This window comes from Alteromonas portus (genome assembly GCF_005117025.1).
GTDB lineage: Bacteria > Pseudomonadota > Gammaproteobacteria > Enterobacterales > Alteromonadaceae > Alteromonas > Alteromonas portus.
In genome coordinates this window covers 249,842-275,686 of the sequence record NZ_SWCO01000003.1, presented here as the reverse complement: position 1 = coordinate 275,686, position 25,845 = coordinate 249,842, and the positions used below count along the sequence as shown (strand labels likewise).

The window sequence follows — 25,845 nt, the reverse complement described above, 5'->3', positions numbered from 1 at the left end:
GCACTTCAGGAGAGTTGGCAGAGCCCGGTTTAATGCACCTGACTTGAAATCAGACGTGGGGTCAAACCCACCGGGGGTTCGAATCCCTCACTCTCCGCCATATTATGAAAACCCGCACATTGTTGCGGGTTTTTTTATGGGCTAAATTTACTCGCTTTAAAATTCGGGTATTTCCAAATATTTAATCCGCACATGATCACATCATTCAAAGCCAGATGAGCATAGTTGCTATTGGCTTCATGATCTGTCGCTGTGTATAGAGACCTAGTGAGAACTTCAATCGTTGTACAAACCTACGCTAAGTGTTTTTACGTTCATTTGTAAGAGTTTACGGCTAGAAGCGTTTTAAAATAATGAGAACCCAGAGCATTTGATATAAAGATGGTTATTATTCTTGCGAAAAGGTGAATATTTCACCAGTTGATTGATTTAATTGAAATTAGTGCTTTACAGCGTGACGTAAATCATTAAGATAAGCGTCACTTCAGGAGAGTTGGCAGAGCCCGGTTTAATGCACCTGACTTGAAATCAGACGTGGGGTCAAACCCACCGGGGGTTCGAATCCCTCACTCTCCGCCATATTACGAAAACCCGCACTTAGTTGCGGGTTTTTTTATGTTTGAAATATTTTCTGATCTCTTCCTGTCTGTATCTTGTAATTACAGAACATTTCATAAAAACCTATCTGTGTCGCGCTTTATTCACAAAAGCTTGATATAAATAAAAAGGTTAATAATCAACTGAAATTATTACGGCATTTAAAAGCGTCATTCGTGCTTGCACGTTTCGCTGGTCCTACGCAGTTGGTGGTTATAAAAAGAATTCGAGAGGACATTATGCAGGCAATGCCCACACTTAATTTACGGGATGGAACCGTTGATCAAAAAAGACAGGAAATAAAGGCTTATTTCCTCGATTCCTTCAATACATATGAATCACTTTTCTCTTGCCTTGCCAACGATGACGTCTTTTATCAGCGACCTGAAAAATTGCGCCATCCGTTAATTTTCTATTTTGGTCATACTGCTACTTTCTTTATTAATAAATTAGTACTTTCTAAAGCAATAAACGAACGCATTAACCCAAAATTTGAATCGCTATTTGCCATTGGTGTTGATGAGATGAGTTGGGATGATCTCAATGACGCAAATTACGACTGGCCGCAGGTGGAAGAGGTGCGTCAATATCGTAATCAAGTACGCACATTGGTATGCGATTTAATAGATACCATGTCTTTCAGCATGCCTATTGACTGGGAAAGCCCAATGTGGCCCGTTGTAATGGGAATAGAGCATGAACGTATTCATTTAGAAACCTCATCGGTTCTAATTAGACAGTTACCCATTGCATCGGTGCGCCCCAGCTCAGAATGGCCTGCATGTAACACTATGCAAACTAATGCTAAAGCGTTAGAGGCCAATGTTTTAGTGCCTGTTCCGGCGCAGAAAGTAATAAACGACAAAGCGTGGGACAGTGCTTATTACGGTTGGGACAATGAATATGGTGCTCAGCAAGAATCCGTTAGCGAGTTTAGTGCGTCTAAATTTCTTGTAAGTAATGGTGAGTATTTATCGTTTGTGCAAGACGGCGGCTATAACAACGCAAAATACTGGGAGGCTGAAGGCAGTAAGTGGCGTGAATATACACAGGCTCAGCAACCTGTCTTTTGGATAAAAAAGGGCGAAGACTATGCGTATCGCAGTATGCTTGAAGAGCATCCATTGCCTTTAGATTGGCCAGTTGATGTGAATTATCATGAAGCGAAAGCATTTTGTAATTACTTGAGTGAAAAAACGGGTGAGCTTATTCGTCTTCCTACTGAAAATGAATGGCAAGCGTTACGTCAGCAGGCTGGTATAACACAAACCGTATATGGCGAAGGATTCAACGTAGCGCTGCAAAAATTTGCGTCGAGTGAACCTGTTAATGTAAATAAGTCCGGCGAGTTTTATGATGTCGTTGGCAACGTATGGCAATGGACAGAAACACCTATCTATCCGTTTGAAGGTTTTAAGGTGCACCCTTTGTACGACGACTTTACTACGCCGACATATGATAATAAGCATAACCTCATTAAAGGAGGTAGCTGGGTTTCTACAGGCAACGAGGCAATGAAAGACAGTCGTTACGCATTTAGGCGTCATTTCTTTCAGCATGCCGGGTTTAGATATGTTCAAGGAAAGCGAGTTATAGCAGTGAACGATTTTGATTATGAGAGCGATACACAGGTGTCGCAATATAGTGAGTTTCACTACGGTGACGAGTACTACGGCGTGCCTAATTTTGCTAAAGCCAGTGCACAGTTTTGTATTGACGCTATGAAAGGGCGACAGCATGCTAAAGCGTTAGATTTAGGCTGCGCTGTGGGTCGTTCAACGTTTGAACTTGCCAAGCACTTCGACCACGTTGATGGCATTGATTTTTCTGCTCGCTTCATTAAAACAGCGTTTGATATGCAAGAACGGGGTGAAATTCGCTATAACCTGATTGAAGAAGGTGAATTAACGTCGTTTAAGGCGCGTAAACTGTCGTCGTTAGGGCTAGCGGAAAGCGCGGAAAAGGTTGCTTTTGCACAAGGCGATGCGTGTAACTTGAAGCCTCAGTTTACGGGATACGATCTTATTTTTATGGGTAACTTGATTGATAGAGTGTACAGCCCGAAAAAAGTACTTGTTGATATGACAAAACGCTTAAACAAGGGCGGCCTACTTATTGTTGCCAGCCCTTTCACTTGGTTAGAAGAATATACAGAGAAAAGCGAGTGGTTGGGTGGCTATAAAGACGAGAATGGTGAAACACTTAGTTCTACTCAAGCGTTAGAGAACGCGCTAGGCAATAATTTTAAACGGGTTGGAGAGCCGGTTGAGATCCCGTTTGTTATTCGCGAAACTAAGCGTAAATATCAACACACGCTTTCAGAATTTAACGTATTTGAAAAGGTACACGACGTTTAATTGAATAAGCTCATTCAACAGCAAACAGCATGGCTTGATACACCCGTTTTAAGGTTTAGGTGCATTATACGCTTATTGCTCGAATGAGTTTTTCTCAGGTACATACGAACAAATGAAAAAGTTAACTGAGAAGGTCGCGAAAAGGTGAACGAAGCGCCAAAACCTTTCCCTGTTTTCAATGCGCTTCAAAGCGAATTTATGCCGTATAAGGAAGTATGGCAGACACCGGCACACCTGAAGCTTGACCAAACACGTCTTAAGTACTCGGCAATATTTCGTCGCTTTCAGGGTGCGTCCTCCGTTCAAGCAACGATAATAGAACCTCAGCGGGAGCCTGTTCCTATGTGGATAGCGGATATGGATGTACCGCCTTGTAGTGACATTCTCAGTGCAGTTACTCAAAACCTCCGCTCTACATACGGATATCAATCACTTGATATCGGAGAAGCCGTAGCCAAACGTTATGAGCGCAGTGCGCCGAAACACAGCAGGTTTAGGGTAGAACCTGTTGATGTGGTTGATATAGCAAGTGTTATTGGCGCGGTAGATGTTGCGCTTCACACGTTCTGTAAGCCTGGACAAAAGGTTATGGTACTTACTCCTACCTATTCGCCTTTAACTGAGTCCATCAAAAATAACGCCTTAGAACCTGTTTATATTCCACTTCTACAGCAGCAAAGCTTTGTTGAGAGTAAAGTTTCTGAATTATCGGCCACAGGCCAAGGAAAAAATACGTTAAATTGTGATGCTGACGATATAGATACCAGTGTCGAACTTGGCACTTTAGACAAAACAGCTACAGCCTTTGTCATCTGTCACCCCAACAATCCCACTGGCACCATCTTAAGTGCAAAAGCACAGCGCGAAATTATTGATTTCTGTTTACATCACAATATCTTATTAATAACTGATGAAGTACACAGCGAATTTGCCTTTAACACTTCTAATGAGCCTGCCATTATTCCTATGTTTGGCGCTGGCGTGGATGAAAGTGCTAACCACGCGAAACGAAGCAAGGTAAAAATCAGCGGCGTGACGGACAACAGTGTGAAAAATAGTGCACAAGAAAGCAACACAGACCAATCAAACAATATTGGTGCTGCATTGCCACGTATCATTCACCTCAATAGCGTTTCTAAAGCATTTAATTTAGCAAGCATTCCCGGTGCGTCTTACGCCATTATTAAAGATGAAAAGACCAGAACAACGTTTGCGCAAGCTATTAACGCTCGACACCTTAGTGCAAGTAACCTCGGTAAAGTGGCACTTATTGCAGCTTACGAAAAAGGTAGTATTTGGTTAGACACCGTTAAAAGTGCACTCAGCTTCAATAGAAAGCTTGTTGTGCGTTTTTTCGAACATTATGGCATACAAGTAGATTACACAATGGGTAGGGCGGGCTTCTTTTTGTGGCTAAACCTTTCTTCATTTCCTACCCATTTAAAGAATACCTGCTTATTGCATGAGACTTCTTCGACCGAAACTGCTCGTGTGCTACTCAATTACTCGCCTGTAAAGAGCGTGGAAGAATGTATTGGGAGAGGGGTTATTGGTAACGACGGCACGCCTTTCGGCTCACCACATCATATTAGGCTTAATTTGGCTTGCCATCCCAGCGTTATAGAAACCGCGTTGCAACGGTTGTGCTTTACTTCGTAGCGGAATTTAACCCGCAACACCTGACCGATGGTTACATTAATTCTAAATATTAGAATAATAAGCTCAAATATATGACATTTTATTTCTATTAAAGAGGATTAAAATGACCTTATTAAATAATTAGCCCTTAACACATGTGCTATTGCCCAAAAATATTCAGGTCGGGCAGAAGAGTCAGTGGCGGCTTACGGTTATAAGGAATGCAAGATGATGTATTTGAGAAAAGCGAATGAAAGAGGAAAAGTAAACTTTGGCTGGCTGAAAAGCCAACACAGCTTTTCGTTTGGTCACTATTACGATGCAAAACATATGGGGTTTTCAGCGCTACGAGTTATCAACGATGATGTGGTTCAGGCTGGCAGAGGTTTCGAAACCCACGGACACAGAGATATGGAGATAATTTCATATGTCGTGAGCGGTGCTTTGAAACACAAAGACAGCACAGGCAATGAGTACGTGGTACCTGCGGGTGACGTACAAGTTATGAGTGCAGGTAAAGGCATAATGCATTCTGAGTTCAACCCTTCAAGTGAAGAGCCTGTTAACTTTCTGCAGATTTGGATCCTACCAAACGAGAAAGGAGGCACACCTGGATATTCACAAAAAACCTTTGGCACACAGGAAAGTGCAAATGACCATGATATAAAGCGTGAATTGTTGGTGAGTGATGACGGAAGAGAGGGGTCATTACGCATTAAACAAAACGCGGCGATAAGCCGCTTAACGTTGAAGGCTGGCGAAACATGGGAACAGGGCACCGAAGACCGCAAAGGTTACCTTCACATTATTAGCGGCAAAGCGCATGCTATGGTGAGTAGTGAAACTAATGCTGTTGAAATAGGTGCAGGCGATGCTTTGGGTGTTTTTGAGGAAGACACAATTCGTTTGAAAGCGTCTGACGAGCTGGTGGCACTGTGGTTTGATTTGCCTAAATAAATGACTAAAAGCAATTCAGATCAACAATTTAGTTTCAAATTGTGTATCTCTACTTCACGAATTCTCATCTCGTGGTATGATGACTTGGTTGAGGTTTAAGACCGTTAATAATTATCATTAATAATCATTGATGGTCTTAGTCCTAGTTATTTATAAAACTGAAGTCAGTGAGATACTAGAGTGATAAAAATAATCCTAGCAGATGACCATGATTTGGTCAGAACAGGGATACGCCGGATTCTGGAAGACGTCGACGATTTTACTATTCTTGCAGAAGCGAAGAATGGTGAGGACGCGGTACTGCTGTGCCGAAAAAATGCCCCAGATGTGGTACTCATGGACGTGAATATGCCCGGTATTGGTGGACTTGAAGCGACTAAGAAGATCGTTCGTATGTCTGAAAATACGCGGGTAATCTGTGTTTCAATGCACAAAGAAAGCCCAATACCGATGCAAGTCATGGAAGCTGGCGCGTATGGGTTTTTAACCAAAGACGCCGAATCAAAAGAAGTGGTCCTTGCTATTCGAAAAGTAGCGGCAGGGCAAAAGTATGTTGATCAAGAAGTCGCTAATAGCATCGCTATTGGTAAGTTATTACCAAGTTCAGATAATCCATTTGACGAATTGTCGAGTAGAGAACTTACTATAGCCATGAGATTAACTGAAGGTCATAAAGTGCCAGATATTGCCCAAGAGCTTAGTATTAACTCAAAAACGGTTAATACTTATCGTTATAGAATGTTCCAAAAATTAGGCGTGAAGTCTGACGTAGAGTTAACGCACTTAGCTTATCGTCACAAGCTCATCAATCCAAACACCTTTTAGCGTCACTAGACGCGTAACGTCAAAGCGATTATGCCTGCATTTGATTCAGCAGCATTTCTTAAGAATCTAACCTCTCAACCTGGCGTGTACCGCATGTACAATAGTCAGGAAGAGGTTATTTACGTAGGAAAAGCCAAAAACCTTAAAAAGCGTGTATCAAGTTACTTTCGTACTAACCTTGATAACGCTAAAACCCGTTCGCTAGTCAGTCAGATTGCGAATATGGACGTCACTGTCGTAAACAGCGAAACCGAAGCGTTCTTACTAGAGAACAACTTCATCAAGAAATACAAGCCACGCTACAACGTGGTAATGCGTGACGACAAATCATACCCCTTTATTTTTCTATCTGATCATGAACACCCGCGGCTTTCTTTCCACCGGGGGCCTCAAAAGAAAAAGGGCGAATACTTTGGCCCATATCCCAGTGCGTGGTCGGTAAGAGAAAGCTTGCGCTCTATGCAGCGTATTTTCCCTGTACGTCAGTGCGAAGATAGCTACTATCGAGCGCGTAGTAGGCCTTGTCTTCAATATCAGATGCAGCGCTGCAGCGCACCATGTGTGGAAGGGTACGTTAGCGATGAAGAATATAAAGAACAGGTCAACTTTGCGCGATTATTTCTAAAAGGTAAAAACCAGCAAGTCATTGGCGGGCTGGTGGAAAAAATGGAAAAAGCCAGCGAGGCATTAAACTTTGAAGCTGCTGCTCGTTACCGCGACCAAATTAATGCGTTACGTAAAGTACAAGAACGACAGTGGGTTGCCGGTACGCAAGACGAAATGGATGTATTTGGTTTTGCATTCAAAGGTAATATGGCGTGCATTCAAGTTATGTTTATTCGCGAAGGTCAACTGTTAGGCAGTAAAGCCTACTTTCCTAAAGTGCCTAATACTGCCGACGAGCAAGAAGTGTTCGAGTCTTTCTTTCTTCAGTTTTATTTAGCCGGTAATAAAGTTATTCCTAAACAGATAGTGCTAAGCAATACGTTAAGCGATGAAGACGCTATCTCAGCGGTGCTAGCTAGTGAAGCAGGGCATAAGGTACATTTCTTCAAAGGGGCGAGGGAAGAAAAGCGCAAATATTTACAGCTTGCACAGTCAAATGCGCAAACCGCGCTAGATGCCCAATACAGCCAGCAAAAATCTGTGTTTGCTCGTTATCTAGATCTAGAAGCTGCCCTTGAAGTAGACACGCCCATTCAGCGCATGGAGTGTTTTGATATTTCTCACACGTCTGGTCAGCAAACGGTGGCTTCTTGTGTGGTCTTTAATCGTGAAGGGCCACATAAAAGTGATTACCGTCGTTATAACATTGAAGGTATTACCCCAGGTGATGACTATGCGGCCATGGCACAAGCATTAAAGCGTCGCTACAAATCAGTAAAAGAAGTACAGAAGATTCCGGATCTTTTATTAATAGATGGTGGTAAAGGGCAACTTGCCCAAGCAGAAGCGTTTTTTGAAGACTGGCCACATGATAAAAAGCCAATGCTCTTAGGTGTGGCAAAAGGGACTACACGTAAGCCTGGTTTAGAAACACTAATTCTAGCCGGTAGTCATCAGGTACTGCCAATGGACAGTCATTCGCCGGGGCTTCACCTTATTCAGCATATTCGCGATGAGTCCCACCGATTTGCCATAACTGGGCATCGTAACCGTCGTCAGAAAGTTAAAACCACCTCTAGTTTGGAAAGCATACCTGGTATTGGTGCTAAGCGTAGACAAACCTTGCTAAAATTCATGGGGGGATTACAGGGTCTTAAAAAAGCCAGCAAAGATGAGATTGCAAGTGTACCTGGTATCAGCGCAGAGCTGGCTGATACTATTTACGACCACCTTCATCAATAAATGACTGAGTAACAAGCAATACATTGCAAATTAAGGTAATGTGTAGAAAAAATGAAAGAAGCTGAGCGTTAACGCTAGCGCGCTAAATCGCCCATAGAGGCATAACACCGAGACGTAATTTTTATGTGGACTGTTCCAAACTGTATTACTTTATTTCGAGTAATCCTTATTCCTGTTTTTGTCGTTGTATATTTTCTCGATTGGCGCTGGGCGCACGAAGCAGGAGCTTTTATATTTTGGCTAGCTGCAATAACAGATTGGTTTGATGGTTATTTAGCAAGAAAACTGCAGCAATCAACCCCATTCGGTGCGTTCTTAGACCCGGTTGCCGATAAGTTGATAGTAGGTGCAGCACTTCTTATGATCACACATAGTTATGCAAACCTTTGGATTACTCTGCCATCTATTGCGCTTTTAGTTAGAGAAATTTATGTATCGGCGCTTCGTGAATGGATGGGATCGAACGGAGTGAGGGACGCCGTCAAAGTGTCTTTTATAGGTAAAGCAAAAACCACTGCACAAATGTTAGCCTTAATTGGGCTATTGTCGGGGTTAGAAACTTTCATGGGTATAACTATTTATTGGGTTTCTTTAGGTTATATTCTTTTATATTTCTCAGCGGTGCTGTCTATTTGGTCAATGTTCGTTTATACAAAAGCGGCGTGGCCACACCTTCGAAGTGGCGCCACAAAGTAGAATTGATCGCGGTTTAATCAAAGTGAATAAAAAAATAGCAAACGATCATAAAAAACCGCATTTATCTCAATTTAAACGCTTTTTTGTGTTGACAGTTTTGAATGGGTAGGTAGAATGCACCCCACATTTCGAGAGGACATCAACCAAACGAAATGGTCGATTAAGACATGCGGGAATAGCTCAGTTGGTAGAGCACGACCTTGCCAAGGTCGGGGTCGCGAGTTCGAATCTCGTTTCCCGCTCCAATATCTTAGAGATAGGTTTTAATCACGCGCCAGACGCATCTGGCGGAATGGCAGAATGGCTATGCAGCGGATTGCAAATCCGTCTATCTCGGTTCGACTCCGGGTTCCGCCTCCAAACGCTGCAACGCAGCATCAGGTTCTACGCCTGACACCTTTGCTGAAAAGCAACCCGATGCCCGGGTGGTGAAATTGGTAGACACAAGGGATTTAAAATCCCTCGCTGGTAACAGCGTGCCGGTTCAAGTCCGGCCCCGGGCACCAATTAAATTTCCTTTATATACAACAGCTTACGAAGTACACCCACGCCAATCAAAACACACGAAAAACCCATTTCAGAATATTTCAGAATATAATTTCAGAATATCATCGCTCTTCAGTCACAAAAAAACCGCAATTAAGCGGCTTTTCAACTTATCGGAAATTCCGAATAGTTCACTTGTTCGGTAGTTCCGAACAACTAATTCTTTCACATTCGTAATCTTGGACAAACTCTTCACCGTGAATGGCGCCAAAGGGATGTTTCCAATTGTCCCATTTAACCCTATGACCTTCCCAGCAGTCATGACCTACCACTTCACCTTTCCCGTCTTTCGGGGCGTATAAATTGCCGGGGCTGAATTCGTCTGGCCCACTACTCAGTTCTTTTACAAACTTTATTCTTGTGCCGATCGGCAAAATCACATCTTTTAGTGGTTTAACTTTTGGCGGTAGGGATAAATAACTGTTCACTTCTTACTCTCCACTGTTGGTACCACTGCTACTTTTCTGTCATACACACGAACCTGGCTTTCTGTCTTGTGGCCACTGGCTTGTTGTTTCTCGCTTACTGTTCCTTCGAAATCACTAATGCCTTTTGCTTTAATGTCATGGAACGTGAAATCTAAAGGTAGCTGGGTTTCTTCGCGCGCCTTGATGATAGCTTTGCGCCAGCGCTGATCGAAACTCGCTACTGCGAAAGGGTGACCGTTCTTCTGGTGAAGCACAAACATGCTGAATACATCTGGGTTTATTTCATTTGCTGTGCTTACAGCTTTGCGTAGTCGTGGGCCCCATTCCTTAATTTGCTTCTTACCCGTTTTACCTTGCTGTATGAAAATACCGTCTTTAAGCAGCTGGCTTTGATGCAATTTAACCACGTCAGCTTTACGGGCCATGCACAAATAGCTAATTTCCATTGCTGCTTTAACTACTGGGCAAGCTCTCTGATAAACCGCGTCATACTCGTAGTCTTCAATGTAGCGGTCTCTCGCTTTCTCTTTGAACTGCTTAACGCCTTGGCATGGGTTGCGCTGCACTTTGCCGCGTTCGTATGCCCAGCGAAACACACGAGATAAAAACGCTTTGTGTCTATTTGCTTGCACTGGTGATTTTTGGCCAAGAATGTCCATGAACTTTCTTACATGGACAGGGGTAACCGTATTCGGGTCCATTTTGCCGAATGCGCTGAGTACTTTCTTGCTGTACTTCTGATAGTCTTTGCGCGTGTGTAACGATAAGTCGCGGAAATCAGCGCTATCAAAGAACGTTTCAACTAAGTGTTGAACAGTGTGCTTGTTGTTGGCTATGGCCATATACTTTTCGTAAGCAGCCCATACTTCCGATTGTTTAGCGTCGACATCACAAAGACGCACAGTTCCACCACCTACAGGTTTAAACTCGTAAGCGCTGCGCCCCTTGTACACTCGCTGAGGCATCCATTGATCTTCTACTTTACGTTTACGTGGCATAATCTATTTCAAAAAGTTAGGGTTAAAACCGTCATCATTTGCTGCAGCTGGCGCTTTGTCGCGGCCATTTAGCCAGTCGTCGGTTGTCCACACTTCCCCTTTAGCATTTACACGGTAGGTGATACCGTTCTCTTCAAACCAGCGTACTTGAGAGCTTCGCTTTTCGTACCCGGTCATTGTCGTTATATCTGAGCCTATTACAATTTGCATATCATAGTGCCTCAAACATTTTAGCCTGGTGTGGCTCTAGCGGTTCTGGCCTGTTCGTAACTTCGAACACCTCAATTAATGAGTCATGAACGAAGCAGCTGCAGATTTCAGTGCAGAATACTTTTTTACCATGCGCTTCACAGGTACCGAACTGGGTTCTGTCTTTGGCACGGCCTGTATACTTTTCAACGTAAGGGCAGTGTTTATCCTGCTTATACCCTTCAACTGAAAAGTGATTACAGGCTATGCATGCCTTAGGTAGCTTCATTTGCATCATAAGTTTTTACCCAACGCCAGTAGGCCAAACACGAAAACGGCTACTATAGATGCAATCCATACCCAGCACACAGAACGCATTAAATAGTTAAACACCCTTGGCTCTTTTCGGCAGTCTCCACCGTAGTATTTGAAACTAACAATCAAACCATAAACACAGAGAAGTGAAGAGCAAACCAAAAGCGCCCAGCTGATGTTAAAAAGATTATCGTAGTTCATTGCTCTTGCTCCTTGCGTAGTTGTTCGGCATAGATTTTATTCATGCGAAGCCAGATGTCTTTGCATAAACCCCACGGGACGGTAGCTGTTAAATCAGATAGGCCAGATTCGCCACTCTCACCATTGCACATATCGCAGTCGGCGCTTTGTTCTTCCCAGCACTGAGGGCAGCACACGCCATCTTCAATAATAAAATTAAACTCACCAATACAGCCAGCCTTAGCGTGTCGTGGTATTTGGGCTTTTTCAAACGCGTCAACGACCCGACCAATACAGAACCGTTCTTGTGCTTTTGCAGTTTCTATAGCTTCCTGTTGGTAACGCTCCACAACTTCTTTTTGTTTTTCTAATCTGAGCCTGTAACCTTCTTTTTCTTGTATCAGCTTTTCGAAGCGCTCATTAGCCTTTGCCAACTGATCTGATAGGTGAATAATTTCATCAGACGCAGCTTTTGCCAGCTCATTGATACTGACTTCACACGAACCCTCGCGGCCTTGGTCGTCTTCACCAAAAACCTCCATGCCACCGTCTTCAATCATTTCCTCTTCAGCAGCAGCGAACTCACCAAGGATAAATAGAAGAGCACCCCCAAATTTATTTGTGTTTACATCACTCATGCGCTGGCCACCTCTTTCCATTGATCACGTTCACGAGTGACCTGATTGATTTGTTCCTGCAGCTGCTCACACTGTTTTTGCAATAGGCCGCATTCGACGTTACCGTCATTAATGGTTTCTGCATGCTGCTGCAGTTCAGACATGGCCAAACGCTTTAAGCGCTCATTTTCTGCATTAACGCGCGCCAGCTCCTGAATAATTGCATCAGCTACACATTCACCTTCATCTACCACGTTGATACGAAGGCAATGTTCAAGCAGCATTTCAAGCTTTTGCTCATTGCGTGTGGCAGCTTCAACGATTGGGGCGAATGCCTCTCTAACCTCATTAGCTGAAATTAGGGCGCCATTAACAGGGCAGTGACCTAAGGCCTTAAAATCAAGTTTAATCATTACTGCATCCCCAAATCTTCAAGTGTTACGCCCAGTTCCTTCGCCATTTCCAGTGCTTCTATGCGACGACGAACGCGACAGGCTTCAAGTGACTCTTGCTTGGTGCGGCGCTTTTCAGTCGTTCCTTTGCCGCGAAAGCATGAATCTGTGAATTGTTGAAATACATCGTTATGCGGTCTCATTTGCGAATTCCTTTTCTAAATTTTCAATAGTTTTCACCTTCAATAGGCGAATCACTTTTGCTTTAAGCTCTTCAATTTTCGGCATGTCATAAAATTGATAGATATCAATAGTGCGGTTGTTATAGAGATTGCTGCTTTCACTATTGCCATGCCAGAAAATGGTAACTTCTGCGGTAATATCACCATCTTCAATGCGTGATTTGAGCGTGAAATCTACACTTTCAAATAACGGATTTTTGCAATTCGCAACGATCGTTTGCAAAGGTCTAACGACCTTCATGAACTTGCTTTTCTCGGTCATGTTTCTTTTAAATGGCATTCGCCTAATCCTTTTTGCTTGTTTCTTCTAACGCTTCAGCGCGTTCTAACTGAATGGCAAGGCTCTCTAACTGGCGAACCTCATCAACGCTAAACTGAACCGGCAGGTTCGAACCAATCACCTTGGCCAACGCACTTACTCCGGTACCGTTCAATTGAAATATGTGTTTCATAGTTACTGAGTGGGGCAGAGCCCCACGCCTTATTGATGGTTAAGCGCGAAAGCCGCCGATAAAGACTTCAACTGGCAACTCGTTTAGATTGTCTGAAATCTTCTCTTTAAACTCTTCAGAGATTTGTTCGTTATGCTCTTCTTCACCCACAATGCGCAGCGTGAAGGCAATGCGCGCGTCACCAGTAAGCATTGAAACGCGAATTTTGAACGTAACTTCTGATAGGCCTGCATAGGGTACGCAGGTAAAATTAATGTAGGCTGGCAGGTCTTTCTTGTTCTTGGCCGCTTCGCGTTCTGTCACGCTAGCGCTGTTCTCGAACTGGTCTATTGAGCTTTCAATTTCTCGTACACGCTCAACGGTTACCGTTCTAACTGCGTTAATTGCCACAGCCAGATTCATTTGTTCACCCGAAATACCGTCTACTGTGATGCGGTCTTTCCAGTCTTCAATGAAATCACTAAGGTCTTGCTGACCAGAACGTCCACCGCATGCAGAAATCAACGCCTTATAAGCGGCTGTTTTAGGGATGCTAAGTGTAGCCTTGTGATCACAGTGACCAGGTACAGTTAAATCACCAATGTTTAAAACGGCAGCAGCCTTCATGTCTCCACCGTCGATGAAAACTTGCGCGTTAGGGTAAAGCGGCGTTTCTTCGCCAACGTACTCACTCACGTATGCAACAAAGCTTTTGATATCTTCCGTAGTAAATGAGCCGCGAAAACGTGTTCTGTTCTGCAGTTGGTTTTCAAAGTTAAGCAAAGAAAAATTATCCGGTACCATCATGGCCGGCGCTTCTCTTTCCTGAATCAAGCAAGTAGTGTCAGCCAGCTGCGCATTTAATTGCTTGTTCAGCTCGCTTTTTTGAAGCTCTAAAAGTGTGTCTCGATCGAACATAATTATTCCTTAGTCATCTTAGTTACATTGGCTTGACCCGCGAACAGGTCGTCGTGGCTTTTAGCAAGCAAACTAATAGAACCATCCTTGTTCACCCACATTGGGGTTTCAGTGGTGGTCTCTTCGTTAATCTTGCCCGTTGGGGTAGGACGTGAATATTTGGCAGTAGAAACTACCTTCACCTTTATGCCTGCGCCGTTTTGGGCAGACGTTGCAGCCGGTTCAATTTTGAAGGAGACGTCTAACTTGCCACCCTTATTGAAACGAAAGATTGATTTGCTCACCTCTGTAAGAAAGGCAGTTAGCTGACGCTGAAACGCACCGCTATCTACTTCAGCGAGAAATTCATTTAATGGGCCTTGTTCGCTCATTGTTTTTCCTTAAGTTAAGCTGCTGGCAGCTATTCAATAAAATCGTCTAAACCGCGTTGCTGTGCTCTTCGCTTAAATTTCTCAAGCGCGGCTTTTTCTAGTTTGTCGATGTGGTAAACGTTACAACCACATACCTCTGCAATAGCATCACGAGTAATTATTTGCCCTGGCTCGATAAGCACACTTAGCACTGCCAAGCCAAGGTCAATGTTTAACTCGTCTTCGCGCTTCATTAAGCATTAGCAGCTAGCGCTGCAGCTTTAGCTTGCAAACTGAAGTAGCGGTCTAGGAATAGTTCTTTGGCGCCCATTGGTGGAAGCGGATGAATGATTTCTTCGCAAGGCACTTGATCACTAATGAATGCCCAGTGAGCAGGGTTAGGCGTCATTAGGTCGCGAACCTCGGTAGCCAGCATCTTTATATCTGCGTCTTTTACGCACGCGTGAACTGGCCACTGAACACCAACACTTCGGTAAAGGTTCTGTTCAATAGTGGTGTGAATGCTCTGGTAAACAGGCAGCAGCTGCTTTAGAGGCGAAACCATGTCACCACAGTATGCTTCTGCAGCATCATGAAGTAGGGCAGCTAGCGCATGTTCTTCTGGTACCAACTCACTAACAAGAACGGAATGTTGCGCAACTGAGTAAAATTTATTGGTGTGGCCATTGAAGCGACACATATTAGAAAGCGCGTGAGCAATGTCTTCAATATCAAAAAGCATGTGCTTAATGTTGGCGTAGTCGAACATGGTACCGGAGCGAAGCTGGACCTTGGGAGGTACTTGTGCGTTTGGTAGAGGTACCACGTTGTTTGTGTTAGGCGGGGTGCTAGTTACTGTAATGTCGAACTCTTTACAGATTTCACGAAGCTTACTTACTGTCTCTTGGATCTTCTCAAACAGATAGTTTTCACCAGGCCATGAGTTTGCATTGCTTAAATAACAATGGTTGAGACCATCTTTCCAAACATCGATAAAGAAATAACCTTTATCTAGGGCTATTTGGTGCTGAACACTAAAGCGAACATCATCAGCGATAGCATTTGTAAGAAGCAGCATTTCATCTTTACCAGCTGCGATTGATTCTTTAAGTATTGAATTTGATTGCATTTTGTCGCATCTCCAGTTCAAAGCTATTGCTTTTTTGAACGTCCGTTATATATTAAGGCGCGGTTATTTATTAAACCGACACCCCACAGGGAATATGCTTAAAGGTAAGAATCTTGCCTTTACTTACCAAAAAGATAATACTAATATTAGTAAAACGGTAAGGTTATGCAATACCAAAACGGTAAGAAATTAACTGGTAAGACCAGCTAGTTGGGGTTTGAAGTAAGGGATTTTCATTGAAGCAGTAAGATTTCTGTTAGAGTTGTGCTGTACATCCGTACAACAACATACACAGGAACTATCATGAAAAAGCTGCTTAAAAACACCTCTCTAATTTCAATCGCAATCTTCGCGTGCTACGCCTCTACCAATGCTAACGCTGATACCGTTAGCAAGCTTACTTGCGCCTTAAACCCTTCTTCATGCTCATCAACGCTTGGGGCTGGGGGGACAGGTCATGGTGGTACCGGTGGCAATAATGGCGGTAACACTGGTACGAAAACGGAAATTACAAACGGTGTAAATGATGAGAAAAATAACGAATAGAGGTATTACATGGCGCTCATATCAATAGCTTTTGAATGGGCGTTAGACCAGTGGGCGGTAGTAGTTGCCGCCCTGGCATTTGTCTACAATATGCTCTTCAACTCACAAAACAGTAGGCTTATAGCCTCTTCTCTTACTGTGGCCTTAATGTATGCATTCGGGCATTTCTTATTAGCTTGGATTAACGAGTTACCGTTCGATGAACAGGTGTACTTTCGTTATTCTTCGAGGTTTCTTCTTTATGCGCTCGCCGGGTTCTTTATGGCTGCGCTTATCTTTAGACTAGGGCCCAACTTCACCACGACAACAGTTTTTTCAGTCATGATTTTTTCAATGGTCATGCAGCTACTTCTTCACATTGATAGAAATGTGATAGGGCTAAACAAAATAAGTGAATCTATTGAGCTGGGGACCGCTGTTGTCAACACAGGGCTCCCATCTGGATATTGGTACTTGTGGGATTTTTACACGGTAAGTCTGAATGTTACCGGTTGTTTTTTATTTATATATTTTTTCGTTGGTGAGGATATAAAGGAGTATCTATGTTCACGTTTTTCTTAGTATTAGTGTTTGGGGTAGTCGTTTCAGCAATTGTCTTTGTGACATTTTCAAAACCAAATCATCAGGTAAAGCAAAAGCAATTGGCCATATATATTGCCAATGTAAGATACCTCAAAAAGTGTGCTGAAGAGTGTAGTGATGGATTACAGACGCTGGAGTATTCGAAGAGAAGAGAAGCTCTGATAGAAGAGCTCCTAAGTTACATTGAGAAACACAAACTAACTGATTGTGATGCAGTCAAATCGGCTGATATTATAAAGCTTGATGACTTTCGTTCCCGCCAGAGCGCTTAGCATCTTTGATATTAATTAGGTTTTTATACTCCGTAATAATTAAGCTCGTGACAGCTTCTGAGTCTATCGATTTTTTTGGCTCATAAATACCCGCAGCTATTAACTGGTTTATTACGTTTTTAACGGCCAGTGTAAGTAGGTCCTCATCATTCAAGTGACCAACATTATCATCTTTCGAAACCTGTAGTTTATCCATCCAGCCTACAGGCTTTTCGAAGGCCTTTTCTAGCTTCCTTGCGAACTTATCACCCATTTTCTTATTACTGTTGCCATTTTTCAGTTGGCTTATGTAGTTTGCATCAGTGTCTACAAGGTCCGACAACGCCTTTATTGAACCGATCACAGCTATAAGATATTCAAGGTTTAATCGCCTAACCTCTTTGACATCCATTATAAATTCCAGTCGCTTATTCATTTAGTCTCTCAATCAAACCATATCTTACCTAAATGGTAAATTAGCTTGACGGTAAGATTTGTCAATACTAGAATCTTACTTTAACGGTAAGGTTAAGGTGACTTATGACACTCAAAGAATGGTTTCAAAAGCACAAATCGCTAGATATGAGAATGAAGTTGGCTGAAAAAGCGGATAGCACAGTTGGTTATCTCAATCAGCTTGCATACACCCCAAAAAAGGCCAGCGTGTCTATGTGCGCCGCATTGTATTCGGCATCGGTGGAATTAACACCTGGTGAAGTAATCTTTCCAGAAGACGAAAGACCCGATATTGCGGAAGTATTTAGCACAAAGCAGCAGCACGAAGAAGAGAGCAAGGCAGCATGACTTTAGCTATGGCCTCTCATCAAGAAGCGCTTTATGAATGCTTAACTCGCACTTCAAACATTGCACGAATAACGCTAAATCGTCGTCACAGCCATTCATCGACAGTGGCCGCAACGCTTCAACAGCTTCTTTTAACAGAACAAAAGCCGCTTCTAGGTTTTTTTGTTGTTTCATCACAATACCTTTTAAACAGTGTTTCACTCGAAAGCATAACTGAAGCGCTGCAAACCTATAACTGTACTAAGGAGCAGAAATCATGAGCCAACCAATTCAACTGCCAGTATGGCAAGCGGCAAAGATTGAAAAAAACTTAAGCAAGGCCGCTAGCTGTGCACTCAGTGTCATTACTAGCGTGCAACAAACATGCTCCATGCATAGCGAAGAAAAAAACGCATCAATACAAAAAAAGAGAGACGCGTTTGAACAGACTGAGATTTATAAAAAGGCCGTGGAAATTGAAAAATTAGCTGAAGAGGCGCTAAGCCTCATTAAGCCAACCGAACTTTTGTAATAACTCGACTCGTTGTTCAGGAACGTTTTCTTCAATAGAGGAAACTGGAATTACGGTCACAGTGGTTGTTACGTGTCGGTGTCTATAGTCAAGCGAATGATAAACCTTAATCACTAAGAAATTTTTCATGCCACCGCAGTGGTTATCAGCTAACTCATCATCGATGAAGAACTGCTCACCTACACGGGGCAAAACACTAGAGTTTATTTCGATCGTATTCACATCGCTATTGGATTTCGATTTTATTTTAAGGTTGTACATAGTTTCATTCCTTTGGTTGCGGGTTGTTTTTTGTCCGATTTGCAGCTTAGCAGCCTTTGGAATGACTTTTAATAGGTAATGGTTATGTCTACAGAAAATAAAGCAGTTAAAGGTCACCACCACATGTGGCACCAGCCACCACTTTCTGTGCGCTTGGTTAGAGCAGTTTTGCTCACCATTTCGCTTTTTGTAGTCGCTATGCCGTTCGCTATTGCTGCTTACGCTTTGGTGACCTTATGAGCACGCAAGGTCGAATGATGAAGTACATGGGCTTACCACCAACCCGAAAGAAAATTTTCAAGGTTGGTGATGCAGTTCGACCCATGCCAGGCGCACGCACATTAACTGAACCCACCATTCTTGATGGTAAAAGCTACGGAAAAGTAGCCATTGTTTTTGAACGCATCATACACGTTGATGACGACTTGAACGGGCGCATTCATTTAGCGCCTGAAGACTTAATTCTGATCACTGCCGCAGAGGACCAGTAATGTTTACTGACACTGATTTACTGAATTGTTTTAAGCCTAACTGCACATATAGCCGCGACGCTCTCGCTGAAGCAATTGGTGCTGTTGAATTGCCACCACTTTCTGCGGCATTGGGCAGGCTAAGCGGGCAGGGCTTTATCATTAAAGATCTTGCTGAGAAGACATGGACGCTCACGGCCAAAGGTAAAGCAGCTACTTACTTCGAGCCGATTGGCGGTACTGTGGCTTCACTTAACGACAAAGTGAAAGATATCAGCGCAGCACGAACTGCTAAAGACCAAAAGCAGGAAGACCCGGTTCACACATCCATTAAAAGCTTGGAAGCATTGTTCATCGCAATTAGACGTAAACCGCAAGACCTTAGCATTAAGCGCGAAACACTAAATGCGTTAGCCAGATTCATGGACCCAACCATATCGAGCAAGCTAGTTGAAATAGCAGACGACCTGCTGCAGCTGGAAGCTATAACCAAACTAGGCGAGGGCATGCAGTGAATCAGGCCGAGTATGAAGCGCTAAGCGATAACTGCTTGCCTCCATTCGCAGTTACGCTATACATACGTTGCTTTCGAAAGAAAATGAGATATAGTGACGGGATAGTGCATGTTTCCTTACGCTCTATGAAAGAGGAAATGGAGCACACACCCCCTCGTGGCTCTAACACGGTTGAGCCCAAGCCTACCACTGAGAAAATACGAACAGCAGTTCGACAATTAGAGCGCGCAAACCTAATCGAACTGGTTAGAAAAGGCTCTATTAAAGAACAAAAAGCAGCCTGTTATCACTGCTCTTTAGCCTCAACAGACTTATCAGGTTCAAATGAGGAACAACACGAGAGCAACACGGGAACAACACGCAATAAAAAAACGCCGCAGCCCTCACCACATAAGCGATACAGCGGAAACGTCTTAAAATTTCAAAAGTCCGATGAACAACACATATCCGTTATATCCGATATAGAAGAAGAAGATAGCGCGTGCGCGCGCGAAAATCTGAACTTCTGTAACGACTGGGTAGGTTTGGCCAAGCAAGTTGGTCTTTCAGTCAGTACGGATGAACTACAAGCGATTTTCAACAAGTGGAAGTTTAGCGACACGGGTAACACCTATCGCCACATAGCCACACATCGAAAGTACTGGATGCGTTATTGCGCAACCATCAAGCACAACCAAGTCAAAGGGGGCAGTCATGCACTCAAGCAGCAATCTAGTCAACAAAGTGGGTATCGCAATGCAACCGCAACCGCATGGCGAGACTGTTATGAACGAGCGCAACGAGGCGAAGGAGTCGAAGCGTTCGACTTCTCTACCGAGCAGACTTGATACTGTCTACCAGTTTTGCCTAACGAACTTGAAACCAGTGTTGATGGAGTACTGGCCTGAATTCGTGAACAAGTACCCAGAACTGGATATGCAGCAATGGGCCATTCGTGAATACGCTAAGCAGATGGTTGACGAGGGTGTTTCCAGCAGTCGACAAATTCAATCGGGTATTGCAAAGGCGTGTAAGCAGCAATATCGCCCACGGCCTACAGAGTTTGCGAAGCTTTGTAAACCTACACCTGAGGAACTTGGAATACCCTCACTGCGTGAAGCGTACGATGAAGTGATCGCCAGACGCGGAAGATTCAAAGGTAAAGACTTTGAATTTAGCCATCGCGCGGTTGAGCTGGTAGACGAACGTGTTGGTCATCGTGTTTATCAAATGCGAGACGCAGACTTCATGGAACTGTTCAAAGGCGAATATGAGTACTGGGTGAGCAGGGCGATGACAGGTGATTTGCCTGCTGCGAAAAAAGCGCTTGAATACTCAACACCGAAAAAGCCGGTTATCGATAGTTACGTGGCTAAGCACGGCAAGCCTATGCTTGGGGATGACCTGGTTAGTCAGAAAATTAAAGAGCTTGGCATGTTAGTTTCTAGAAAACGCCAGGCGCACATAAGCACACCAGACGATAAGGTAGCGTAGTAGTGACAGACGTTCAGCACGATACAAGCGAAACCGAGACTTTGCTTAACGAGTGGGGCAAATGGAGCCGAATGGGATTAGGGCTTAATATCGGCAAAAGCGATAACAACAACGTGTATTTCATCAATGACGATATGGCGCTATTGGTAGACCGTCTTGTTGCAGAACTGAAGCGAGAGCGACCCTTATTAGCCAACATAGTCATCATGTACTATCGAAGCGATTACAATTATCCAATGATTTCTAATGCGTTAAATATTGGTGAGACAAAAGCAAGAAGTCTACATAAATCAGCTATTTGTTGGGTTGATGGGGCTTTGATTGGGTTCACCCTAGACGTTAAATTGGCATAATTTGAAAAAACTTGTTGATCTGCGCGCGCGGATCATCTAATTTACTTCACGTAAGCTAAGCGAAGCTGCACTCGACACAAAGGTCACTCATTGAGTGGCCTTTTTTTGTGCCTGCTTTTCTCTGCTTGTTGTGTCTTGTTTATCCCAACCTTGCCTCACCATTTGGTGGGGCTTTTTTATTTGGTGCCCTATGGAATACGAAAAGCTAATTACCCAGCTACGCGCTCACGAGGGAGATAAACACAAAGTTTATCGATGCTCTGAAGGGTATTTAACAATTGGTGTAGGGCGCAACTTGGAGACAAACGGCATATCGCAGGAAGAAAGCGATTTTCTTTTGGCTAACGACTTAAGCAGGGTTGAGAGTCAGGTTCGCAAGCACATTAAGCTTTACGGGTTGAACGATGCACGTGTTGCGGTTCTTATCAATATGGCGTTTAACCTAGGTATTAGCGGTTTACTCAATTTCAAAAAGACGCTGGCCTACATCGAGCAAGGCGACTTTGAAGCAGCATCAACTGAGATGTTAGATAGTAAATGGCGCAATCAAGTAGGCTTTCGCGCCATCCAATTAGCCGAACAATTAAGAACAGGTGAGTGGCAATGAATTGGTTAAAACCTCTAAGCAGCGCTATTGATGGTGTTGTTGGTATCTTCAAGAGTAAGCAAGAGCAAAAGGCAAACGCTGAACAGGCTAAGGCAAAGCTTAAGCAAACTAAATTACAAGGTGAGCATGAGGTTACACTTACTGACGCCGAGGGAGAGGCGCTATTAGCCCAAGGCCTAGAGAGCAGTTGGAAAGATGAGTACGTTACCGTTCTCGTTACCTCACCTTATGCTCTATTGGTATTAGGCGCATTATCGTTAGCCGTATTCAATGACTCTCGCATGTTGGATGCAGCAGTACTGGCCATCAGTAATCTTGAGAGTGCTGGTGTTGATATAGACTTTCTGTTCAAGGCTGTAGTGTTATCTGCTATTGGCCTTAAGGTATGGCGCGGTAAATAATATCCTTTCGTCTAATACACAATGGAACAACATTTGAATAATCATGTTATGGGCCCTACAGGAGTGCATAACATGTCAGCATATAGCGACAGATTTAAAATGAGTGATAAGACCACAGCTACTAACTACACAGCCAGTGGCCTTACGGCTTTATGGGGAATGGTAAACATCGACCATCTAGTAGCAGTGATAGGTATTATCATAGCCATAGCCACCTTCGGCGTTAACGTTTACTTCAAGCGCAAAGAAGATAGACGACAAGAAGAACTTCATGCCAAACTTATGGAAGCATCACCTAACAACGAATGCATTCCTAAATAACTTTCATAAGAATATTTTCGCGGGTCCTTTTGGAGGCACCCCCTCACACGGCGCATAGACCCGCGTTTTTTTAACAGCTATAAAATCCCATAGGGGGGTTATATTTTGTTTGATTTAGATGATAAAGCTAAACAAACAGAATTCGCTTCTTTGGTTGGTGCTTCACAACCGGCCATTCACAAACATCTCGATAACGGAACCTTAGTTCGCGGCGGTACCTACCGCCAGTGGTTACGTGCTTACTGCGAAAAACTACGCGACGAAGCCAGCGGAAGAACCGCAAGCGACCAGCGCTTGAAGTTAGACGAAGCGCGAACGCGCGAAGCTTCTGCCAACGCGAGAATGAAAGAGCTCATGCTATTCAAAGAGGAAAAGCTAATTCTCGACAAGGCACAAGTTCGTGAGGCTATCGACGGTTGGATTGCCCTGGCGAAATCTGAGTACACAAACTCGATAGAAAAAATCTTAGCCATGCTGGAAAGCCAGCATGGGATCACCATAGACAGAGAATCAATTGATGGAACCACAGCTGCTGCCATGCGAGTTATTGCAGACTTCCAGTTCCAATCTACAGACTCTGATTGATGAATGCCGCGCTGGGTGGTTACCACCTGAAAACATTCCAACGCGCGAATGGCTTGAAAAATACTTTCGACTACCCGCTGAAGATGCAGACTTTGCTGGTTTGTACAACGCGGATTACGTGCCGTACTTCTGGGGTGTAATGCATGCCCTAGATGACGACTTTGTTGAAATGGTCGGCTTGATGAAAGCTGCCCAAATCGGCTGGACACTGCTTGAAACTGGCTGGATAGCAAAGCGTATTTGCTGTGAACCCAGTCGTATTCTTGGCTTGTTTCCTAAAGATGACAAAGCGCGCGACTTCATTGAAGAGAAGTTTGAACCTGTTATCAGGGCCACGCCAGAACTTGCTAAAAAAGTTGATGTTAGCAGCAGTAGAAAGGCGGGTAACCGTAGTAACAAAAAGAATTTCCCCGGGGGCTCTCTTAAGGTTTTTGGCTCTAACTCAGTCAGTAACGTTAAGTCGACGCCATCGCCAGTGGTGCTGGTTGAAGAGCCCGACGACACAAACGGTAACGTTGGTGATCAGGGTGATGCGATACGCCTAGCGCGTGAACGCATTAAGCGCTTTCGAAAACGTAAGTTTGTTCTTGGTGGCACTCCTTCTGTTGAGGATTTAAGCGAAGTTGAGCATTACATCAACCTCGGTACCCAGCGAACTTTGCCAGTGGCCTGCCACGATTGTGGCGAAAAGCACGTTTTAGACTGGGAAAATGTCAGCTGGGTAGAGCAAGATGAAGGCCCTGTTCATCCAGTCTACGGTAGAAACTTACCTGAAACGGCGGTTTACGCATGCCCTCACTGCGGTAGTGCGTGGAATGACTGGCAGCGTCAGCAAAACATTTTCAATACCTGCAGAGTTGCAGAGGAAGAAGGTGATAAGTTCTGCGGTTGGGTACCAACGGTTAACACTGATGGCGTAATTGAAACCTTCAAAGGGCTGTCTGAACTTTACGTTTGTATTCCTGGCACCTCGCTTTCAAGTTTGGTTAAGGACTTTCTTGAAGCAGAGCATGAAGCAGCAGCTGGTGATGAAGCCGGTAGGATAATTTTTCAGAACTCTAAACTGGGTAAGCCTTACGCATACCGCAGTAAAGATAACCTGAATCACGAGCAGCTGCAGGCGCTTGCTGATGACTATCCAGAGTTGACGGTACCAAAAGGTGGCTTAATTGTTACCGCTGGAGTTGATGTTCAGCACGATAGATTAGCTATTATCATTCGGGCGTTCGGTAGAAACGAGGAAAGTTGGCTGGTTCTCTGGAAAGAGATAGCCGGTGACTGTGTTGATAAAGCTGATCCGGTATGGGATGAGTTAGACCAGCTACTTTTCAACGGTTTTGAGCACGAAACGCTAGGCCGAATTTATTTGTCAGCGGCCAGTATTGATAGTTCAGACGGTGGCACCAACCACGCGGTTTATCACTACGTTAGAACGAGAAGTAAGAAGCATAGACGCGTTCACCTCATGGCTATCAAAGGTGATAGTAACGACAACGGTAAGCGTGAAATATTCCGCTTACCTTCTGCAAAACTTGACCACAACAACGCCAAACGTTCAACAAAAGCAGATATACACGGCGTTCTTGTTTACCTCGTCGGTACTCACAAGGCTAAAGATCTTCTATCAAAGCGCCTTCAAGGTACCGGGGCTTTTATGCATAGCTACAAAGATGCGCGAGCTGACTACTGGGAACAAGTCACTGCTGAGGTCAAAGCGCCAAGTAAAAAGCTTCGCGGCCAAATGACTTGGCAGTGTCGAAGCGGTAGACGAAACGAAGGTACCGACTGCGAAGTTTATGCGCTTCACGCTGCAATGTCTCAAAAGGTTCACGCCAAAACTAGCGCCCAATGGGATGCATTAGAGAGCAGCTTAAGCCAGAAAGACATGTTCAGCGCTGAATTAGAAACCGAAGTTGAACAGAAAGCTACCAAGCGAAAACGCCAATCATCTGCCACTCGCCCACGGCGAAAGCGTGGCTTTAGCACTCAGGTTAGATAATGAACGAACCAAAACGTTTAGTAAAAGGTGACTACGCAAAGTGGTCACGTAAAGTGGTGAACGCATCACACACTTATCAGTACATTCTGGTTGGCCCCGAAAGCAAATTTACCATCGACACGACTGTGGTTGATGGGGCGCTTCATGTTGACCTGGCTTCTGAAGAAACAAAGACCTATCAGTCTGGCGAATACCGCTGGCATCTTTTTAGCGATGATGGCACAGGCCGCAGAACAGTAGCCCATGGTTACATCATTATCGACGCGAACCCGCATGATTTAGAGTATTGCGACACTACCAGCCATGCCGAACGCGTTTTGAAAGCGATAGAAAAGCGCATTGAAGGTCGCGTTCTCTCAGACCATGAAAACTATACCGTTGATGGCCGCAGCTTAACTCGCATACCCATTGAGCAGCTTGAAAAGTTGAAGCGCAAGTACAGCTGGCGCGTTCGCACAGTTAAGCAGAAGAAGGGCTTAACTAAACCACCCCGTCGAGCTTACTACAGGTAGT

The 25,845-nt window shown here is 44.0% G+C and carries 38 protein-coding genes and 5 tRNA genes; 27 read left to right on the top strand and 16 right to left on the bottom strand.

Features of this window, described 5'->3' with window-relative positions; translation table 11 throughout:
- The first annotated feature begins 8 nt into the window (after positions 1 to 8).
- The 11 genes from E5672_RS07655 (at position 9) to E5672_RS07605 (ending at position 9,424) form a co-directional block, all read left to right on the top strand.
- Positions 9 to 100 (top strand) — tRNA-Ser (locus E5672_RS07655).
- A gap of 387 nt (positions 101 to 487) precedes the next feature.
- Positions 488 to 579: transfer RNA gene (locus tag E5672_RS07650), tRNA-Ser, on the top strand.
- A 257-nt stretch (positions 580 to 836) separates the two neighbouring features.
- On the top strand, positions 837 to 2,954 hold the full coding sequence (gene ovoA / locus E5672_RS07645) for a 5-histidylcysteine sulfoxide synthase (RefSeq protein ID WP_136781661.1): 2,118 nt from the start codon (positions 837 to 839) through the stop codon (positions 2,952 to 2,954).
- A gap of 198 nt (positions 2,955 to 3,152) precedes the next feature.
- On the top strand, positions 3,153 to 4,613 hold the full coding sequence (locus E5672_RS07640) for an aminotransferase class I/II-fold pyridoxal phosphate-dependent enzyme (RefSeq protein WP_136781660.1): 1,461 nt from the start codon (positions 3,153 to 3,155) through the stop codon (positions 4,611 to 4,613).
- A 207-nt stretch (positions 4,614 to 4,820) separates the two neighbouring features.
- The gene (locus E5672_RS07635) at positions 4,821 to 5,549 is read left to right on the top strand and encodes a pirin family protein (protein ID WP_136781650.1); all 729 of its coding nucleotides are present in this window, start codon (positions 4,821 to 4,823) and stop codon (positions 5,547 to 5,549) included.
- 180 nt (positions 5,550 to 5,729) lie between these two features.
- Complete coding sequence (gene uvrY / locus E5672_RS07630) at positions 5,730 to 6,374, top strand: UvrY/SirA/GacA family response regulator transcription factor (protein WP_136781649.1); 645 nt, start codon at positions 5,730 to 5,732, stop codon at positions 6,372 to 6,374.
- Between the two features lie 30 nt (positions 6,375 to 6,404).
- Positions 6,405 to 8,222 (top strand): excinuclease ABC subunit UvrC, encoded by a 1,818-nt coding sequence (gene uvrC, locus E5672_RS07625; RefSeq protein ID WP_136781648.1) that lies wholly within the window; start codon positions 6,405 to 6,407, stop codon positions 8,220 to 8,222.
- A gap of 123 nt (positions 8,223 to 8,345) precedes the next feature.
- The gene (gene pgsA, locus E5672_RS07620) at positions 8,346 to 8,918 is read left to right on the top strand and encodes a CDP-diacylglycerol--glycerol-3-phosphate 3-phosphatidyltransferase (protein WP_136781647.1); all 573 of its coding nucleotides are present in this window, start codon (positions 8,346 to 8,348) and stop codon (positions 8,916 to 8,918) included.
- 169 nt (positions 8,919 to 9,087) lie between these two features.
- Positions 9,088 to 9,163: transfer RNA gene (locus tag E5672_RS07615), tRNA-Gly, on the top strand.
- A gap of 41 nt (positions 9,164 to 9,204) precedes the next feature.
- Positions 9,205 to 9,278 (top strand) — tRNA-Cys (locus tag E5672_RS07610).
- A gap of 59 nt (positions 9,279 to 9,337) precedes the next feature.
- Positions 9,338 to 9,424, top strand: a tRNA-Leu gene (locus E5672_RS07605).
- 171 nt (positions 9,425 to 9,595) lie between these two features.
- Here E5672_RS07605 and E5672_RS07600 read toward each other — a convergent pair.
- The 13 genes from E5672_RS07600 to E5672_RS19925 all read right to left on the bottom strand — a co-directional run bounded on the left by E5672_RS07600 (position 9,596) and on the right by E5672_RS19925 (position 15,653).
- Entirely contained in the window at positions 9,596 to 9,892 is a 297-nt protein-coding gene (locus E5672_RS07600; protein WP_136781646.1) for a hypothetical protein, read from the bottom strand.
- Positions 9,889 to 10,890: a phage integrase central domain-containing protein gene (locus tag E5672_RS07595; protein ID WP_136781645.1), complete on the bottom strand. Its 1,002-nt coding sequence runs from the start codon at positions 10,888 to 10,890 to the stop codon at positions 9,889 to 9,891. The genes E5672_RS07600 and E5672_RS07595 overlap by 4 nt, the downstream gene beginning before the upstream one ends.
- Before the next feature lie 3 nt (positions 10,891 to 10,893).
- Positions 10,894 to 11,100: a DUF4224 domain-containing protein gene (locus E5672_RS07590; protein WP_118494580.1), complete on the bottom strand. Its 207-nt coding sequence runs from the start codon at positions 11,098 to 11,100 to the stop codon at positions 10,894 to 10,896.
- A 1-nt stretch (position 11,101) separates the two neighbouring features.
- Entirely contained in the window at positions 11,102 to 11,377 is a 276-nt protein-coding gene (locus tag E5672_RS07585) for a hypothetical protein (RefSeq protein ID WP_240692180.1), read from the bottom strand.
- Positions 11,378 to 11,591: 214 nt separating this feature from the next.
- Positions 11,592 to 12,212, bottom strand: coding sequence for a hypothetical protein (locus tag E5672_RS07580; protein WP_136781644.1), 621 nt, complete (start codon positions 12,210 to 12,212; stop codon positions 11,592 to 11,594).
- On the bottom strand, positions 12,209 to 12,604 hold the full coding sequence (locus E5672_RS07575; RefSeq protein WP_136781643.1) for a hypothetical protein: 396 nt from the start codon (positions 12,602 to 12,604) through the stop codon (positions 12,209 to 12,211). Before E5672_RS07575 ends, E5672_RS07580 begins: the two co-directional genes overlap by 4 nt.
- Positions 12,604 to 12,786: a hypothetical protein gene (locus tag E5672_RS07570; RefSeq protein WP_118494594.1), complete on the bottom strand. Its 183-nt coding sequence runs from the start codon at positions 12,784 to 12,786 to the stop codon at positions 12,604 to 12,606. The genes E5672_RS07575 and E5672_RS07570 overlap by 1 nt, the downstream gene beginning before the upstream one ends.
- A complete protein-coding gene (locus tag E5672_RS07565; protein ID WP_136781642.1) occupies positions 12,773 to 13,105 on the bottom strand; it encodes a hypothetical protein in 333 nt (110 codons plus the stop codon). Before E5672_RS07565 ends, E5672_RS07570 begins: the two co-directional genes overlap by 14 nt.
- A 4-nt stretch (positions 13,106 to 13,109) precedes the next feature.
- Positions 13,110 to 13,277 (bottom strand): hypothetical protein, encoded by a 168-nt coding sequence (locus E5672_RS19795; protein ID WP_159613765.1) that lies wholly within the window; start codon positions 13,275 to 13,277, stop codon positions 13,110 to 13,112.
- Positions 13,278 to 13,316: 39 nt separating this feature from the next.
- Entirely contained in the window at positions 13,317 to 14,174 is an 858-nt protein-coding gene (locus E5672_RS07560; protein WP_136781641.1) for a DUF2303 family protein, read from the bottom strand.
- A 2-nt stretch (positions 14,175 to 14,176) separates the two neighbouring features.
- Complete coding sequence (locus E5672_RS07555) at positions 14,177 to 14,545, bottom strand: hypothetical protein (RefSeq protein WP_136781640.1); 369 nt, start codon at positions 14,543 to 14,545, stop codon at positions 14,177 to 14,179.
- Positions 14,546 to 14,574: 29 nt separating this feature from the next.
- The gene (locus E5672_RS07550) at positions 14,575 to 14,778 is read right to left on the bottom strand and encodes a hypothetical protein (protein WP_136781639.1); all 204 of its coding nucleotides are present in this window, start codon (positions 14,776 to 14,778) and stop codon (positions 14,575 to 14,577) included.
- Positions 14,778 to 15,653 carry a hypothetical protein gene (locus E5672_RS19925; protein ID WP_205676480.1) on the bottom strand — a complete coding sequence of 292 codons (876 nt, stop codon included), beginning with the start codon at positions 15,651 to 15,653 and terminating at the stop codon, positions 14,778 to 14,780. The genes E5672_RS07550 and E5672_RS19925 overlap by 1 nt, the downstream gene beginning before the upstream one ends.
- Positions 15,654 to 15,956: 303 nt before the next feature.
- Here E5672_RS19925 and E5672_RS07540 point away from each other — a divergent pair, with 303 nt between their 5' ends.
- Both E5672_RS07540 and E5672_RS07535 read left to right on the top strand, forming a co-directional pair.
- Positions 15,957 to 16,199: a hypothetical protein gene (locus tag E5672_RS07540; RefSeq protein WP_118494601.1), complete on the top strand. Its 243-nt coding sequence runs from the start codon at positions 15,957 to 15,959 to the stop codon at positions 16,197 to 16,199.
- Positions 16,200 to 16,208: 9 nt separating this feature from the next.
- Complete coding sequence (locus E5672_RS07535; protein WP_136781638.1) at positions 16,209 to 16,760, top strand: hypothetical protein; 552 nt, start codon at positions 16,209 to 16,211, stop codon at positions 16,758 to 16,760.
- Positions 16,761 to 17,012: 252 nt separating this feature from the next.
- On the opposite strand, the gene E5672_RS07530 is transcribed toward E5672_RS07535, so the two are convergent.
- Positions 17,013 to 17,468: a hypothetical protein gene (locus tag E5672_RS07530; protein WP_136781637.1), complete on the bottom strand. Its 456-nt coding sequence runs from the start codon at positions 17,466 to 17,468 to the stop codon at positions 17,013 to 17,015.
- A gap of 104 nt (positions 17,469 to 17,572) precedes the next feature.
- On the opposite strand from E5672_RS07530, the gene E5672_RS07525 reads away from it, so the two are divergent.
- Complete coding sequence (locus tag E5672_RS07525; protein ID WP_118494609.1) at positions 17,573 to 17,836, top strand: hypothetical protein; 264 nt, start codon at positions 17,573 to 17,575, stop codon at positions 17,834 to 17,836.
- Between the two features lie 6 nt (positions 17,837 to 17,842).
- On the opposite strand, the gene E5672_RS19790 is transcribed toward E5672_RS07525, so the two are convergent.
- Complete coding sequence (locus E5672_RS19790; protein ID WP_161569381.1) at positions 17,843 to 18,010, bottom strand: hypothetical protein; 168 nt, start codon at positions 18,008 to 18,010, stop codon at positions 17,843 to 17,845.
- Positions 18,011 to 18,092: 82 nt separating this feature from the next.
- Here E5672_RS19790 and E5672_RS07520 point away from each other — a divergent pair, with 82 nt between their 5' ends.
- A complete protein-coding gene (locus tag E5672_RS07520; protein WP_136781636.1) occupies positions 18,093 to 18,347 on the top strand; it encodes a hypothetical protein in 255 nt (84 codons plus the stop codon).
- Here E5672_RS07520 and E5672_RS07515 read toward each other — a convergent pair.
- On the bottom strand, positions 18,315 to 18,608 hold the full coding sequence (locus tag E5672_RS07515; RefSeq protein WP_136781635.1) for a hypothetical protein: 294 nt from the start codon (positions 18,606 to 18,608) through the stop codon (positions 18,315 to 18,317). The genes E5672_RS07520 and E5672_RS07515 overlap by 33 nt on opposite strands.
- A gap of 84 nt (positions 18,609 to 18,692) precedes the next feature.
- Here E5672_RS07515 and E5672_RS19785 point away from each other — a divergent pair, with 84 nt between their 5' ends.
- From E5672_RS19785 to E5672_RS07460, 12 genes are all read left to right on the top strand, one after another.
- Positions 18,693 to 18,848 carry a hypothetical protein gene (locus E5672_RS19785; RefSeq protein WP_161569380.1) on the top strand — a complete coding sequence of 52 codons (156 nt, stop codon included), beginning with the start codon at positions 18,693 to 18,695 and terminating at the stop codon, positions 18,846 to 18,848.
- Complete coding sequence (locus tag E5672_RS07510) at positions 18,845 to 19,099, top strand: hypothetical protein (protein WP_136781634.1); 255 nt, start codon at positions 18,845 to 18,847, stop codon at positions 19,097 to 19,099. The genes E5672_RS19785 and E5672_RS07510 overlap by 4 nt, the downstream gene beginning before the upstream one ends.
- The gene (locus E5672_RS07505) at positions 19,099 to 19,593 is read left to right on the top strand and encodes a hypothetical protein (protein ID WP_136781633.1); all 495 of its coding nucleotides are present in this window, start codon (positions 19,099 to 19,101) and stop codon (positions 19,591 to 19,593) included. Before E5672_RS07510 ends, E5672_RS07505 begins: the two co-directional genes overlap by 1 nt.
- A 137-nt stretch (positions 19,594 to 19,730) precedes the next feature.
- Positions 19,731 to 20,420, top strand: a complete 690-nt coding sequence (locus E5672_RS07500) for a hypothetical protein (protein WP_161569379.1) — start codon at positions 19,731 to 19,733, stop codon at positions 20,418 to 20,420.
- The gene (locus E5672_RS07495) at positions 20,359 to 21,066 is read left to right on the top strand and encodes a replication protein P (protein WP_161569378.1); all 708 of its coding nucleotides are present in this window, start codon (positions 20,359 to 20,361) and stop codon (positions 21,064 to 21,066) included. The genes E5672_RS07500 and E5672_RS07495 overlap by 62 nt, the downstream gene beginning before the upstream one ends.
- A gap of 2 nt (positions 21,067 to 21,068) precedes the next feature.
- Complete coding sequence (locus E5672_RS07490; RefSeq protein ID WP_118494623.1) at positions 21,069 to 21,419, top strand: antitermination protein Q; 351 nt, start codon at positions 21,069 to 21,071, stop codon at positions 21,417 to 21,419.
- A gap of 190 nt (positions 21,420 to 21,609) precedes the next feature.
- On the top strand, positions 21,610 to 22,026 hold the full coding sequence (locus tag E5672_RS07485; protein WP_136781630.1) for a glycoside hydrolase family protein: 417 nt from the start codon (positions 21,610 to 21,612) through the stop codon (positions 22,024 to 22,026).
- Positions 22,023 to 22,427, top strand: a complete 405-nt coding sequence (locus E5672_RS07480; RefSeq protein ID WP_136781629.1) for a hypothetical protein — start codon at positions 22,023 to 22,025, stop codon at positions 22,425 to 22,427. The genes E5672_RS07485 and E5672_RS07480 overlap by 4 nt, the downstream gene beginning before the upstream one ends.
- Positions 22,428 to 22,499: 72 nt before the next feature.
- On the top strand, positions 22,500 to 22,748 hold the full coding sequence (locus tag E5672_RS07475) for a phage holin (protein ID WP_159613732.1): 249 nt from the start codon (positions 22,500 to 22,502) through the stop codon (positions 22,746 to 22,748).
- A gap of 105 nt (positions 22,749 to 22,853) precedes the next feature.
- Entirely contained in the window at positions 22,854 to 23,333 is a 480-nt protein-coding gene (locus tag E5672_RS07470; RefSeq protein WP_118494631.1) for a hypothetical protein, read from the top strand.
- Positions 23,266 to 25,332: a phage terminase large subunit family protein gene (locus E5672_RS07465; protein WP_136781627.1), complete on the top strand. Its 2,067-nt coding sequence runs from the start codon at positions 23,266 to 23,268 to the stop codon at positions 25,330 to 25,332. The genes E5672_RS07470 and E5672_RS07465 overlap by 68 nt, the downstream gene beginning before the upstream one ends.
- On the top strand, positions 25,332 to 25,844 hold the full coding sequence (locus E5672_RS07460; RefSeq protein ID WP_136781626.1) for a hypothetical protein: 513 nt from the start codon (positions 25,332 to 25,334) through the stop codon (positions 25,842 to 25,844). The genes E5672_RS07465 and E5672_RS07460 overlap by 1 nt, the downstream gene beginning before the upstream one ends.
- Position 25,845: the final 1 nt, after the last annotated feature.